This is a genomic window from Streptomyces sp. NPDC001700, from assembly GCF_053596435.1.
The window spans coordinates 230,149-243,605 of record NZ_JBSFGE010000014.1; the positions used below are offsets into that span (position 1 = coordinate 230,149).

The 13,457-nt window shown below is 73.3% G+C and carries 18 protein-coding genes; all 18 read left to right on the forward strand.

Annotation, left to right across the window (positions count from 1 at the left end):
* Position 1 precedes the first annotated feature (1 nt).
* Positions 2 to 1,171: a beta-ketoacyl synthase N-terminal-like domain-containing protein gene (locus ACWC5C_RS26075; protein WP_450879064.1), complete on the forward strand. Its 1,170-nt coding sequence runs from the start codon at positions 2 to 4 to the stop codon at positions 1,169 to 1,171.
* A complete protein-coding gene (locus tag ACWC5C_RS26080) occupies positions 1,168 to 2,268 on the forward strand; it encodes a beta-ketoacyl synthase N-terminal-like domain-containing protein (protein WP_450879066.1) in 1,101 nt (366 codons plus the stop codon). Before ACWC5C_RS26075 ends, ACWC5C_RS26080 begins: the two co-directional genes overlap by 4 nt.
* Positions 2,268 to 3,263: a hypothetical protein gene (locus ACWC5C_RS26085; RefSeq protein ID WP_450879068.1), complete on the forward strand. Its 996-nt coding sequence runs from the start codon at positions 2,268 to 2,270 to the stop codon at positions 3,261 to 3,263. Before ACWC5C_RS26080 ends, ACWC5C_RS26085 begins: the two co-directional genes overlap by 1 nt.
* On the forward strand, positions 3,263 to 4,447 hold the full coding sequence (locus ACWC5C_RS26090) for a beta-ketoacyl-[acyl-carrier-protein] synthase family protein (protein WP_450879070.1): 1,185 nt from the start codon (positions 3,263 to 3,265) through the stop codon (positions 4,445 to 4,447). The genes ACWC5C_RS26085 and ACWC5C_RS26090 overlap by 1 nt, the downstream gene beginning before the upstream one ends.
* Positions 4,447 to 5,403, forward strand: coding sequence for a beta-ketoacyl synthase N-terminal-like domain-containing protein (locus ACWC5C_RS26095; RefSeq protein ID WP_450879072.1), 957 nt, complete (start codon positions 4,447 to 4,449; stop codon positions 5,401 to 5,403). The genes ACWC5C_RS26090 and ACWC5C_RS26095 overlap by 1 nt, the downstream gene beginning before the upstream one ends.
* Positions 5,404 to 5,446: 43 nt before the next feature.
* Positions 5,447 to 6,238 (forward strand): SDR family oxidoreductase, encoded by a 792-nt coding sequence (locus tag ACWC5C_RS26100; RefSeq protein ID WP_450879074.1) that lies wholly within the window; start codon positions 5,447 to 5,449, stop codon positions 6,236 to 6,238.
* Complete coding sequence (locus ACWC5C_RS26105; protein WP_385437114.1) at positions 6,235 to 6,561, forward strand: hypothetical protein; 327 nt, start codon at positions 6,235 to 6,237, stop codon at positions 6,559 to 6,561. The genes ACWC5C_RS26100 and ACWC5C_RS26105 overlap by 4 nt, the downstream gene beginning before the upstream one ends.
* Entirely contained in the window at positions 6,561 to 6,968 is a 408-nt protein-coding gene (locus ACWC5C_RS26110; protein WP_385437143.1) for a hypothetical protein, read from the forward strand. Before ACWC5C_RS26105 ends, ACWC5C_RS26110 begins: the two co-directional genes overlap by 1 nt.
* A 3-nt stretch (positions 6,969 to 6,971) precedes the next feature.
* Entirely contained in the window at positions 6,972 to 7,370 is a 399-nt protein-coding gene (locus ACWC5C_RS26115) for a hypothetical protein (protein ID WP_450879076.1), read from the forward strand.
* Positions 7,371 to 7,420: 50 nt separating this feature from the next.
* The gene (locus ACWC5C_RS26120) at positions 7,421 to 8,533 is read left to right on the forward strand and encodes a beta-ketoacyl synthase N-terminal-like domain-containing protein (RefSeq protein WP_450879078.1); all 1,113 of its coding nucleotides are present in this window, start codon (positions 7,421 to 7,423) and stop codon (positions 8,531 to 8,533) included.
* Between the two features lie 7 nt (positions 8,534 to 8,540).
* Positions 8,541 to 9,485 (forward strand): ACP S-malonyltransferase, encoded by a 945-nt coding sequence (locus ACWC5C_RS26125; RefSeq protein WP_450879079.1) that lies wholly within the window; start codon positions 8,541 to 8,543, stop codon positions 9,483 to 9,485.
* A 33-nt stretch (positions 9,486 to 9,518) separates the two neighbouring features.
* Complete coding sequence (locus ACWC5C_RS26130; protein WP_450879081.1) at positions 9,519 to 9,773, forward strand: acyl carrier protein; 255 nt, start codon at positions 9,519 to 9,521, stop codon at positions 9,771 to 9,773.
* Position 9,774: 1 nt separating this feature from the next.
* Positions 9,775 to 10,206 carry a 3-hydroxyacyl-ACP dehydratase gene (locus ACWC5C_RS26135; protein WP_450879083.1) on the forward strand — a complete coding sequence of 144 codons (432 nt, stop codon included), beginning with the start codon at positions 9,775 to 9,777 and terminating at the stop codon, positions 10,204 to 10,206.
* Positions 10,203 to 10,691, forward strand: coding sequence for a 3-hydroxyacyl-ACP dehydratase FabZ family protein (locus ACWC5C_RS26140; protein WP_450879085.1), 489 nt, complete (start codon positions 10,203 to 10,205; stop codon positions 10,689 to 10,691). Before ACWC5C_RS26135 ends, ACWC5C_RS26140 begins: the two co-directional genes overlap by 4 nt.
* Before the next feature lie 4 nt (positions 10,692 to 10,695).
* Positions 10,696 to 11,439: a 3-oxoacyl-ACP reductase FabG gene (gene fabG / locus ACWC5C_RS26145; protein WP_385437123.1), complete on the forward strand. Its 744-nt coding sequence runs from the start codon at positions 10,696 to 10,698 to the stop codon at positions 11,437 to 11,439.
* 62 nt (positions 11,440 to 11,501) lie between these two features.
* Complete coding sequence (locus ACWC5C_RS26150; protein WP_450879087.1) at positions 11,502 to 12,239, forward strand: DsbA family protein; 738 nt, start codon at positions 11,502 to 11,504, stop codon at positions 12,237 to 12,239.
* Positions 12,240 to 12,375: 136 nt separating this feature from the next.
* On the forward strand, positions 12,376 to 13,305 hold the full coding sequence (locus ACWC5C_RS26155) for an alpha/beta hydrolase (protein WP_450879089.1): 930 nt from the start codon (positions 12,376 to 12,378) through the stop codon (positions 13,303 to 13,305).
* Between the two features lie 51 nt (positions 13,306 to 13,356).
* On the forward strand, positions 13,357 to 13,457 hold a 101-nt coding region (locus ACWC5C_RS26160), incomplete at its 3' end, for a biotin carboxylase N-terminal domain-containing protein (protein WP_344316556.1).

A 13,457-nucleotide genomic window follows, 5' to 3' on the forward strand; every position in this document is an offset into this window, starting at 1 on the left:
CATGAGTCAGCTGGTGACCGGCGCGGGCGCCGTGGTGAGCGTGGGCGAAGGCGTGGACGAGGTCTTCGCGGCGCTGTGCGCGGGCACCAGCGGACTCGGTGAACTGCGCGGTTTTGACACCGGCCGCTACCGGGCGCGGCACGCGTACGAGATCGACGACCGGCCGGGCGGCCCGGGCGCCGATGTGCCCGGCCGGGCCACCGACTGGCTGCTGCGCGCCGTCAGGGAGGCGGCGCGGCAGGCCGGGCTCGGCGAGGACCTGAGCGGGGTGCCGGTCCTCGTCGGCACCGGGCTGCGCGAGCTGCGCTCGGCGGAGCTGGCCTGGCGCGACGGCACCGCGTTCGACACCGCGGCGCGGCTGCACTTCGGCACCGCTCTGCGAGAACGTTTCGGCGCGGTGCGCACCCACACCTTCGCGGGGGCGTGCTCGGCCTCGCTGTACGCCCTCGCGCTCGGCAGCGACCTGCTGGCCACCGGCGCCGAGGACACCGTCGTCGTGGCCGGTGTCGACAGCCTCACCGAGTCCATGTACGGGCTGCTGGACCGGGTGAACGCCGAACCGCCGGACCGGGTCCGGCCGTTCGACCGGGAGCGACGCGGGGTGCTGATGGGTGACGGGGCTGCCGCCGTGGTGTTGCGCCGGGAGGAGCCGGACGCGCAGGAGTCCGGCGCGCGCTCCGGCGCGCTCGGCAGACTCCGCGCCGTGAGCATGAACTGCGACGCGCGCCATGTCACCGCGCCCGACGCGCAGGGCATCGTACGGGCGGTGCACGAGGCTCAGCAGCGGGCGGGCGTCACCCCCGGCGACATCGATCTGGTGCTGTTGCACGGCACCGGGACGCAGCTCAACGACAGCGCGGAGGCGACCGCCATCGCCGAGGTCTTCGGCTCCGAGGTGACGACGCCGCTGATGACCGCGATCAAGTCCATGACCGGTCACACCTCGGGCAGTTCGGGCCTGGTCAGCCTGATCGTCGCGCTGAAGTCGCTGACCTCGGGCCGGATACCGCCGACCCTCGGCCTCACCGACCCGCTGCCCGAGGCGGCGGCCTTCCGCTTCGTCCGGGAGCCGTCCCCGGCCGATGTGGCAGGGCTGCGGTTCGCCCAGATCGACGCGTTCGGGTTCGGCGGGGTCAACGCCGTCGCCATAGTGGAGAGGGCCGAGCCATGAGGGCCCCCGGCACCGCTCCCGGCATCGCCGTCGTCTCCGGGGTCGGCCTGGCCCTGCCCGGCGCGGACACCCCGGACGCGCTGCTGCGGGGCGCGCGCGCCCCCGGGGGCGCCCCCGAACCGTTCGACACCGGCGCCCGCATCGGCCGCCGTGGCCACCGCTACAAGGACCGGGCGACCCAACTCGCGCTGTGCGCCGCGCTCGACGCGTTACGCGACGCCGCCCTCGTCCCCGCCGACAGTGCGGGCAGCGCCGACGGGGAGGCGCTGACCGTGCCGGGCGACACCGTCGGCGTGGTGGCCAGCTCCAACCTGGGCAACCTCGACACCGCGTGCCTCACCGCCGCCGCGATCGCCGAGGGCTCGGCCCGCTCCTTGAGCCCCATGAGCCTGCCCAACGCCTCCAGCAATGTGATCGCCTCCTGGGTCGCGATCCGGCACGGGCTGCGCGGCCCCAACCTGATGCTGTGCAACGGTCCGACGTCCGGGCTCGACGCCGTCCACTGGGCGGCGACGCTCGTCGCCTCGGGCCGCGTCCGCCGCGCCCTGGTGGTCGGCGTCGAGACCCACAACGCCGTCGTGGCGGACCTGCTCGCCCGGCCCGCCGACGACCTGCTGGACGGCGCGGCCGCCCTCGTCGTGGAGGGGGCGCGCTGGGCGGAGGAGCGCGGGGCGCGCGCCGCCGCCGTCCTGGGTCCGTACGAGCGCCGGGCGGGGCTCGCGGGCTGCGTCCGGGCGCTGCTGCCGGAGGGCGGCGCCGGGCCGGGCGTCTGGTTCACCCCGGAGCGCTACGAGGAGCTGGACACCGCCGCTCCCGTAGCCCCGTCAGTGCCGCGATACGACGTCACGACCACCGTCGGCCGCGCCTCCGGCGCCCTCGGCGTCCTCCAGTGCGCCGCCGCGCTCGGCTGGCTCGGCGCGGCCGGGCTCGGCGCCGGGACCGGCGAGGCGCTGATCACCAGCGGCGACGACACGGCCGACGCCGTGGCCGGGCTGCTGCTGCGCGGGCCGGACGAGCCCCTTCCAGAGGTTTCCGCAAGGTCAGCGCAGTCAGCCCAGCCAGCGCAGTCAACGCAGTCAGCCATGGAGTGCACCTGATGAGAGCCGCCGCCCCGCCGATGTCGACGAAGGCCCTGCTGGCCGACACCACCACGGTGCGGCTGCGTCCGCGGTACGAGGGCTCCAACATCTGCACGTGGATCGGCTTCAAGCACGTCAACTACCTCATCGAGGAGGCGGTGCTGGTCCACTTCGCGCGCTGCGGAGTGCCCGCCCGGCGGCTGTACGAGGAGCATGGCCTCGGGCTGGACATCGTGGCGCTGGGCAGCCGCATCCTGCACGCCTTCCACATGGACGACGAGGCCGAGGCCGAGGTGGTGCCGTACACCTCCGACGGCGATACGGTGCTCGCCTTCCGGGTGACCCTCCGGGTCGTCCGCGACGGCTCCGTCCTCAAGGCCGTCACCGCGAAGGTCCATGTCTCGCTGCGCGCCGATACGTACCTGGCGGAGCCTCTGGCGGGCGGCCCCGCCGAACCGCCCGGTGAGTTCGGCCGCTTCACGGTGGACCGGCTGGGCGAGGACGCGCCCGCCGAGCCGAGCCCGGCCGTACCGGAGGGCGACGAGCGGGCCGTCCTGGCCGCGCTCACGGAGGGCCGTAACGCCCACGCCTGGAAGTGGAACATCACCTACCCCTACTGCCACTTCACCGAGCGGCTGCAGATGTCGGGCTATCTGCGGCTGATGGAGGAGGCCAAGGACCGCTTCGTGAAGTCCCGTGGCATCTCCATCAAGACGCTGCTGGACGACCGCCGGTGGATACCGGTCGTGCCGCGCTCCTGGATACGGATCACCGACGAGGCGCTGATGGAAGAGGACCTCTACACCGTCTACACGGTGGAGGAGATCTTCAAGGACCTCACCTACACCGCCCGCATGGACTGCTACGCGGTCCGCGACGGCGCGCTCACCCGCACCGCCACCGGCGGCATCGTGCACGGCTACGCGCTGATCGAGAACCGCCGCGACTGGCATCTGGTCCCCTTCGACCAGCGGGTGCTGGACGCGCTGGCCGGAAAGGCGAGCGGCACCTGATGGACGACGTACTGGTCACCGGAGTGGGGGCGCTGTCCCCGCTGGGCACGGGCGTCGACGCCTTCTGGCGCGGGATGCACGCCGCGCGCACCGCCCCGTCCCGGGTGCCCGATCCGCTCGCCCATATGGACCATCCGCGGATGTATTTGGTGCCCGAGGCCGAGGTGCCGGACGGGCCCGTGGAGTGGGAGGGGCTGCCGCTGGGGCGCGGTTCGCGGTTCGCGGTCGAGGCGGCCCGGCAGGCGGCCGAGGACGCCGGGCTCGGCGCGGGGTTCGCGGAGCCGGGCGGCGTCGATCCGCGCCGGGTGGCCGTCGCGATCAGCAGCGGCATGGGCGATACGGAGCTGCACGAGGCGTGGTGGCAGGGGAAGGGCCCGGACTCCGACCGCTGGGCGCCCGTCTTCCCGGTCGCCTCGGTGGTCGGCGGACGGCTGGGCGCGCGCGGGCCCAACACCTGTGTCAGCAACGCCTGTTCCGCCAGCGGTTACGCGCTGTCCGTCGCCGCCGACCTGATCCGCTCGGGCGAGGCGGACGTGGTGTTCGCGGGCGGCGCCGAGGCGTACTCCCGGGTGGCGCTCGCCTGCTTCAACCGGCTGGGCGCCATCGACCCCGAGCGCTGCCGCCCGTTCTCCGCCGACCGGCGCGGCACGGTCTTCGGCGAGGGCGCCGCCGTCCTGGTCCTGGAGTCCGGCGCGCACGCCCGCGCGCGGGGCGCCGAGCGCGCCTACGCGCGCCTCGCGGGCACCGGCTGGAGCTGCGACGCGCACCACGCGACCGCGCCCGAGCCCGGCGGCGGGCAGATCGAGCGCGCGATGCGGGAGGCGCTGCGCGAGGCGGGGGAGGGGGAAGTGGGCTTCGTGGTGCCGCACGGTACCGGCACCGACCTCAACGACGTGGTGGAGAGCCGGGTGCTGGCCACGGTGGTCCCGCACACTCCGCTCTACAGTCTGAAGGCGCTCATCGGCCACACCGGCGGCGCGGCGGGCGCGTTCGCCGCGCTGTCCGCCGCCCTGATGCTGGACCGCCGCACCCTGCCGCCGAACGTGCCCATCGGGACGCCCGATCCGGAGTGCGCGGTGCTGCTGCCGTCCGGTCCCACCGCGCTGACCGGTGGCTACGGGATGGTCAACGCCTACGCGTTCGGTGGCAACAACATCTCCCTCGTCTTCGCGGAGGCCCCCTGATGGACCGGCCGATGGACCTGCCGATCGATCTCATGGTCACGGGCGTGGGCGAAGTGAGCGCGGACGGCTTCGACTTCCGTACGGAGCTGGGCCGCCGAGGCTACAAGTACCTGCCCAGCGCCTCCCAGTACGTCCTGGCGGCCGCCAAGCGCGCCCTCGCCGACGCGGGCGAGGACGCCCTGACGGCGGCCGAACCGGAGCGCCGCGCCGCCGCCGTGGGCACCAACAGCGCGGCCGTCTCCCTGCACCACGCGATGGACCGTACGGTCGTCGGCGCGGGCACCGGGGAGCTGAGCCCGGCCACCGCGCCCTACTTCTCCATCAACCTCTTCGGCAGCCGACTGGCCACCGAACACGACCTCAAGGGGTTCAACCTCACCCTCACCAGCCCCCGCGTCGCGGGTCTGGAGGCGCTGCGGACCGGCGCCCGCGCGCTCGCCGCCGGACGCGCCTCCCGGCTGCTCGCCGGGGCGACCGAGGAGACGCTGCCGGAGGGCGAGCCGGGGGCGGACACCTCGGAGGCCGGTGCCGTCGCGCTGCTGCTGGAGCCCGCGGCGGCCGTCGCGGAGCGCGGCGGACGCTCGTACGGCCGCGTCGGTGTCCGTACGTTCTTCCTGCCGCCCGCCCTCGCCGCCTCGGCCGACGGGCCCGGGGAGGCCGCGGCGGCGCTGCGGGACGCGCTCACCGCCCTCGGCCACCGGCCCGACGCCCCGCTGACGGTCACCGCCGTCCTGGACGGCTCCCCGGTGGGCGAGGCGGTCGCGGCCGCGCTCAAGGAGTCCGAACGCGTCCCGGCGGGCGCGGGCTGCCTGGCGCCGATGGCCCGTATCGCCGCCGTCCTGAAACAGACCCCCGACCACCCACACGCCGTCGTCACCGCGGCGGCCGAGGGAAACACCGCCGTCTGCCTGGTCACCCCGGGCGGGTCCGGCGGAGCGGAAGCGAGCAGCCGATGACCGGACGACGCGAACGACGCGGACCACGGAGGGCGAGCGGCCGATGATCACCTCACTCGAAGGATCCTGGTGCCTGGTGCTGGGCGCCTCCAGCGGCATGGGCCTGGCCATCGCGCACGAGATGGCCCGCGCGGGCGTCGGCGTCCTGGGCGTCCACTTCGACACCGCCGAGGGACAGGAGAAGGCGGCCGTCGCCCAGGAGGAGATGCGGGGATACGGCGTCGAGGCGCACTTCTTCAACGCCAACGCCGCCTCCGCCCGCACCCGCGAGGAACTGCTGCCCCACATCGCGGAGCTGACCGGCGGCAAGGGCATCCGCGTCCTGGTCCACTCCCTCGCGTTCGGCACCCTGCTGCCGTACGTCACCCCGGACGGCGAAGGCAGCCTCACCTCGCGCCAGATGAACATGACGCTCGACGTGATGGCGCACTCCCTCGTCTACTGGACCCAGGACCTGTTCACCGCGGGCCTGCTGCGCCAGGGCGCCAAGGTGTACGCGATGACCTCCGCCGGATCCACCCGCGTCATGCCGCACTACGGCGCCGTCTCCGCCGCCAAGTCCGCGCTGGAGTCCCACGTACGCCAACTCGCCCTGGAACTCGCCCCCTCGGGCATCGCCGTCAACGCGCTGCGCGCCGGGGTCACCCCGACCCCGTCCATGGAGCGCATCCCCGACAGCGAACGGCTCGCCGCGTACGCCCGGGACCTCAACCCGCACGGGCGGCTCACCCGCCCCGAGGACGTCGCCGAGGCCGTGTCCCTGCTGTCCCGCACCGACTCCTCCTGGATCACCGGCAATGTGATCGGCGTGGACGGCGGTGAGCTGCTGACATGACGGACCATCTGCTGATCGAGAGCGGCGGCCCGCAGACCGGCCCCGCCTGCGAGCGCTTCGTCGGCGACGCGGCACGGCTGGCCGGGGACGGCCACCGGGTGGTGCTGTTCCTCGTCGAGAACGGGGTCACCGCCGCCCTCCCCGGCGCCGCGCCCGGCATCGTGACCCTTCTGCGCGACGGCGGCGAGGTGTGGGTGGACACCTTCTCGGCCGCCCAGCGCGCCCTGCCCGCCGCCGATCTCGCCGCCGACGTCCGCATGGTGGAGATGGACGACGTGGCCGCCAAACTGCTGGAACCCCAGGTGCGGGCGGTGTGGCACTGATGGCCCGGCCGATCCCCGCCACCGATGTGCTGCTCAACCTCTTCGGCGCGCCCCACCAGAGCGATCTGGTCACCTCGGCGCTGCGGCTGGCCACCGCGCTGCTCGACCGGGGGGCCCGGGTGCAGATCTGGACCTGCGGCGACGCTACCGGGCTGACCAGCGCGGCCCTCGGCGACACCAAACCGCGCGACCTCACCGACCTGGAGCGCCGCCACCCGTCCACCGCGCTGATCGTCCGCGATCTGCTCGCCGACCACCCCGACCGGCTCTACTGGTACGTCTGCCGCTTCTGCGCCGACGACCGGGGCGCGGCCGAGCAGATCCCCCAGGTCAGCAAGCGGTCCCCGTTCCTGTTCGCCGAACACGTCAAGGCGGCGGACAAGGCCCTGGTCATGGGGGTGTGCTGAACGATGCAAGATCACGCGCGCTGGCTGCTGATCATGGAGAAGGCGTACCGAGGCTCGGTCGAGACCCAGTTCGCGGACGCCCTCTACGTCGTCCCCGATCTGCACCGGCAGAGCGGCGGCGGCTGCGATCTGGCGCTGCGCGGCCCCGCCGTCGGCTACGCCCTGCGCGCCGCCCCGCAGCCGCCGCTGCGGCTCGGCGGGCGCACCCTCGACACGCTGCCCGATCCGCGCGCGTCCGTGACGAAGGTGCTCGACGCCGGGGTGACCGTACTGGTCGAGCGGCCCGACCTGGCCGCGCTGGGGCGCACCGCCGCCGACCGGCTGCTGCCCGGCGTCCAGATGATCGACGCGCACGGGCTCGCCGCGCGATGGCCCTCCTACGAACAGGTGTGGTTCCTGTGAGCACCCCGTCCGGCCCCCGGGCCGCTACCGCCCTTACCGAAGGAGTACCGATGGTCAACGCCCCCGCCGCGGTCCGCCCGGTCATCTCCGCGTGGACCGCCGTATCGCCCCTGGGGCTGCGGGCCGCGGACTTCAGCGGCGGGCTGCGGTCCGGCCATGGCACCGGGAAGCCGCTGGACCCCGAGGAGTGGTCGGTTCCGTTCCGTACGGCCTGCCTCGTCCCGGACTTCCACATCCGGGAGATCCTCGGCCGCAAGAACACCCGCTCCATGGACCGGGTCACCGGCCTCGCCGTCACCGCGATCCGCCAGCTGCTCTCCAGCGAGCAGGAGGGGGCCGAGCGGCTGCCGGGCGTCGGCGAGCACACCGGTCTGGCGCTCGGCACCAGCACCGGAAGCGCCCAGTCCATCATGGACTTCACCCGTGACTCGCTCGTCAGCGCCAAGCCCTTCTTCGTGGACCCGGCCCGGTTCCCCAACACGGTGATGAACTGCGCGGCGGGCCAGTCCGCCATCTGGCACGGCCTCAAGGGCCCCAACGCCACCCTCGCGGGCGGCCGCGCCGCCGGGCTGCTCACCCTGCGGTACGCGCTGCGGCTCCAGCGCGCGGGGCGCGCCCGCACCGTGCTGTGCGGGGCGGTCGAGGAGTTCACCTCGGCCCGCGCCTGGCTGGAGTGGCACACCCGCGCCGACGACGACGCGAGCGCGGTGCTCGGCGAGGGCGCCGCGGTCTGGCTGCTGGAGACCGCCGACGAGGCCCGCGAGCACGGCCGTGGCGGGCTCGCCGACGTCGAGGGCGTGGAGTTCGGCTTCGCCGCGAACCCGGCGGCGGCCCGTACGGCGCTGGCCGACGCGGTGAAGCGGCTGCTGGACCGTACGGGCATCGCGCCCGGCGAGGTGGCGGTCCTCGCCGACTCCCAGGCGCCCGGCGCCGAGGGCGAGGCCGAGCGCGCCGCGCTCGCCGATGTCCTCGGCGGCCATCAGCCGCTGCGGGTGGCGACGGCCGACGCGATCGGCGACACCTGCGCCGCCTCGGCGGCCTTCCAGATCGCGGCCGTCCTCGCGCTCGCCGAGCGCGGCGAGATCGCCCCCGGCAGCCCCGCCCTGATCACCACGGTCGACCGGGACGGCGTGGTCGGCGCGGCCCTGCTGCGGACCAGGTGAAGGGCCGATGAGCACGAGCGACGGGGTACGCACCGCGCTGGTCTTCCCCGGACAGGGCGCCCAGAAGACGGGCATGGGCGGGGCGTGGCGGGACACGGCGTCCTGGCCGCTGGCGGACGAGATCTCCGAGCACACCGGCGTCGACGTCGGGGAGCTGCTGCTGACGGCCGACGACGACACGCTGCGCCGCACCGACCTGGCCCAGCTCGCCGTCTTCGGGTATCAGGTGATCGTCCATCATGAGGCGGCCGCCGCCGGGCTGCTGGGCGAGGTGGCCGCGTGCGCCGGTCACAGCCTCGGCGAGTACACCGCCCTGTACGCGGCCGGGGCGCTGCCGCTCGCCGACGCGGCCCGGCTGGTCGCCGCCCGTGGCCGCGCCATGCGCCGGTGCGCCGACCGTTCGCCCGGCACCATGGCGGCCGTCGTCCGGCTGGACGCCGAGGCCGTGGACGCGCTGACCGGCCGGGTGCGGGTGGAGGGGCCGGAGGTGTGGCTCGCCAACGTCAACGCCCCCGGCAATCTCGTCGTCTCCGGCACCGCCGAGGGCGTCGACCGGTTCGCCGCGCTGGCCCCGGAGGGCGGGGGCAAGGTGATCCGGCTCGCGGTCGGCGGCGCGTTCCACAGCCCGCTCATGGCCGATGCGGCGGAAGAGCTGAGCGCGGCGCTGGCCGCCGTGGAGTTCGCGCCCGCGCACACCCCCGTCGTGGCCAATGTGGACGCGCGCCCCCACCGGGGCGGCGAGCGGTGGCGGGACCGCGAACTCGCCCAGCTCACCAGCCCGGTGCGCTGGGAGGAGTGCGTACGGACCCTCGCGGACGAGCTGGGCTGCGCCCGGTTCGTGGAGCTGGGCCCCGGCCGCCAGCTGACCGGAATGATCCGCCGGATCGCGAAGGGCGCGGCGACCGTCCCGGTCGAGTCGCCCGCCGCGCTCACCGCACGTACGACCCCCTGAAGACCCCCGACCCGAGAGCGGAAGGAACCCCCGATGGCCGACGCCACCGCCGCGCTGGACCTCGACGAACTGCGCACCTTCGTCGCGGAAGTCCTCGATGTGGAAGAGGAGGAGGTGACCGACGAGGCCGACTTCGTCAAGGACCTCGGCGTCGACTCGCTCATGGCCCTGGAGGTCATGGTCGAGCTGGAGAAGAAGTACGCGGTGAAGCTGGAGGAGAAGGAGATGAAGAGCATCACCACGCTCCGGAAGGTGTACGACCTGCTCGCCGCGAAGCTGGAGAAGTGAGGTGACGGCGACCGCGTGCGGACCGGTCGACGGCACCCTGGAGGTGGTCGACCCCGGGGTGCCGGGGGAGCGGCCCGCCCGGTGCGCGGTCGTGATCGCCGGAACGGAGAAGGTGTTCGCCGGTCACTTCCCCGGCTTCCCGATCTTCCCCGGGGTGTGTGTCGTCGAGTACGTCCAGCGCGGCGCCCTCGCCACGCTGCCGGAGCCCGGGGGCGTCCTGGCGGCGGTCGAGTCCGCCCGCTTCCTCGGCCCGGTCTTCCCCGGCTCCACCCTGAGCTGCGAGTTCACCTGGTTACGGGACGAGCGGGACGAGCGGGGAGACGCGGGGGCGGGCGGCTGGCGCTGCCGGGCCGAGGCCACCACCGAGCGCGGGCTCGCCGCCCGCGTCCGGCTGCGCTTCACGGCCCGCGCCGCGAAGGAGGCCATCGGATGATCACCGTGGACGAGATCAAGCGGGTGCTGCCGCACCGCTACCCCATGCTGCTGATCGACCGGGTCACCGAACTGGTCCCCGGCGAGCGCGCCTGTGGACTCAAGGCCGTCACCTGCAACGAACCCTGGTACGAGGCCGTCCCGGACGACGCTCCCGCCGAGGCCTACCACTACCCCTGGACGGTGCTCCTCGAATCCTGGTGCCATGTGGCGGGGGTGCTGGTGGCCTGGGAGAACCCCAATCCGGACGTCCTGGAGGGCATGGCGATGCTGCTCGGCGGGGTCACCGACGCCGAATACCACCGCCCGGTCCTCCCCGGCGATGTGGTCGAACACCACGTCCGGCTGGCCCGCCAGGTCGGGGAGACGTACATGTTCGAGGGGGAGAGCCTGGTCGGGGGCGCGACCGTGCTCACCGTCGGGCGGCTCGTGATGACGATGCGTCCGGCGGCGGAACTCAACGCCCCGGCAGGAGAGGTGACGTAACACCATGTCCGACGCGCAGAGCAAGGTGGCCCTCGTCTCCGGCGGCTCCCGTGGCATCGGCCGCGCGACCGTGCTGCGGCTGGCCCGGGACGGTTTCGACGTGGCGTTCTGCCATCAGTCCAGCCCCGACGCGGCCCGCGCCCTGGAGGAGGAGGCCGCCGGGCGGGGCGGCGGTCTCGTCGTCGGGCGGCAGACGGACGTACGGGACGCGGACGCGGTGCGCGAGCTGGTGGCGTTCACCGAGAACCGGCTCGGCCCCATCGACGTGGCAGTGGTGTCCGCGGGCATCGCGCGGGACAATCCGCTGCTGTTGATGAAGGACGAGGAATGGCGGGGCGTCATGGAAGTCAACCTGGACGGCACGTACCACATATGCCGTTCGGTGGTATTCGGCATGATGAAACGCAAGTCCGGATGCATCATCAACATCTCCTCGGTAGCGGGCGTACACGGCCATGCGGCACAGTCGAATTACGCGGCCTCCAAGGCCGGGATCATCGGCTTCACCAAATCGCTCGCCAAGGAGGTCGGACGGTACGGCATCCGGGCCAATGTGGTCGCGCCGGGCTTCGTGGAGACGGATATGACGGCGGCGCTGTCCGAGAGTGTGCGCAAGGAAGCGGAAGCGAGCATCCCGCTGCGCCGCTTCGGACGCCCGGAGGAGGTCGCCGACATGGTCGCGTACCTGGTCGGGGCGGAGTATGTGACCGGAGCGGTGTTCCAGGTCGACGGTGGCATTGTGATCTGAGCGAGTGAGTGAGCGGGCGGTGGGCGGAGCGATCCGAACGGTCCCGGTGAAGGGGGACGAACATGACGGCCAGGCGCAGTAGGGTGCCGCGGTTCTATTTCAATTTCCGCAGCCCGTACAGCTGGATCGCCTACCGTGATCTGATGGACCGCTTTCCGGATGTCGCACAGGTGATGGAATGGCACCCCTGGTGGGAGCCGGACGCGGACGGCGAGCGCCGCATGGCCGAACACCAGCGGTCCTTTCCGTACACGGCGATGTCACGCGACAAACACCTCTACATCCTCCAGGACGTGCGCCGCCTGACCACCGACCGAGGTCTCGCCGTCACCTGGCCGGTGGACCGGGACCCGGTCTGGGAAGTACCGCATCTGGCGTATTTTCCCGCGCTGGACGCGGGCTGCGGCCCGGCGTACATCGAGCGGGTCTACCGGGCCCGCTGGCAGGAGGGCCGGGACATCTGCGACCGCGCGGTCATCGCGGACATCGTCGCGGACCTGGGCCTTCCGGAAGCGGTGGCCGACCAGATGGCGCGCGCCGCCGACGACCCGGAACTGCGCGCCGGGCGCGGGCTCCAGGCGCTGCTGAACCTCAGCCGGGACGGGGCGTTCGGCGTGCCGTTCTTCCTGCTCGGCTACGACAAGTACTGGGGCGTGGACCGGCTCCCGGCGTTCGCCGAGGCGGTCCGCTCCCGCGCCGCGCCGACTCCCCCCGCCCCCTCTGCTCCCGCACCACCGGCCGACGCGGACTTCGTGGCCGCGCGCTCCGGTGACCAGGGCCACGCCGGAGGGTGCGGGTGACCGCCCGTACCCCCTGGTAGCCGTCATCCTTACGGCATCCTTACGCACCCGCCCCGCTGCCCCACCGCACGGCACCGACCGAGACGAGACCGCCCTGACCGCCGACGGACACTCCACCCCCTCCTGGAGGACGCCGATGCCCGAGCCACCCCGGACGCCGGTGCGGCCACCCTCGCTGGGGTCCCGCGCCCTCTCGGTCGCGGCACTGCCGATAGCCCCGCTGTACGGGGCGTCGCTGGCGTATCTCGCCTTCCATCCCCGGAACCGCACGCAGCGGGACCACCCCCGGGACCACGGGCTGCCCTGCACCGACCTGGAGATCCCGCTCGGCCGCCGGAAGCGGGTGCACGCCTGGCTCTGCCCCGGCTCCACCGAGAAGGTGGTGGTGCTCGGCCACAGCATGGGGGCGGGCAAGGACCACAGCCTCGGGCACGCCAAGTTCCTGCACGACGCCGGGTACACGGTCTGTCTGTTCGACCACCGCAACCACGGGGCCAGCAGCGACGACCGGGCGCTGTTCGGGCTCGGTGACCGGTTCGCGAGCGATGTCACCTCGGTGGTGTCCTGGCTGCGCGGCAAGCAGGGGTACGCCACGGCGCGCATCGCCGTCTACGGCTTCTCCTTCTCCTGCTTCTCGGCCATGTGGGCGCTGACCCACGACGGGTTCGAGTTCGACGCGCTCGTGTGCGACAGCGGCCCGGGGCACGACGTCGCGCCGCTGCTGCGCAAGTACCTGGAGTCGGAGGCGCTGCCGATGCCCCCGGTGCTGAGCGGCGAACCGTCCCGTTCCGTGGTGACCCGGGCCCTGTGCGCCCTGGGCCCGGCCATGCTGCGTGCCCAATGGCCACCGCCCGCGACCGGCAAGTTCGCCAAGATCCCACTCCTGTTCATGTCGGGCGAGCACGATGCGATCGTGCCGCCCTCCTCGGTGGACGCGCTGGCCGAGCGCTATGCCCAGGCCGAGACGCACGTCCTCCCGGGAGCCGAGCATCTGCTCGGGCTGCAGAGCGATCCCGAAGGCTACGCGAGCGTGGTACTGGATTTCCTCAAGCGGGCCCTGGGGTAGCTACCTGACCGTCCGTGCCGGACGGCAACTTCTGAAGAGGGAAGAGAGAGCATGCAGAAGGTGCTCATCGCCAATCGTGGCGAGATCGCTGTCCGTGTTGCCCGTGCCTGCCGGGATGCCGGGATCGCGAGCGTAGCCGTCTACGCGGATCC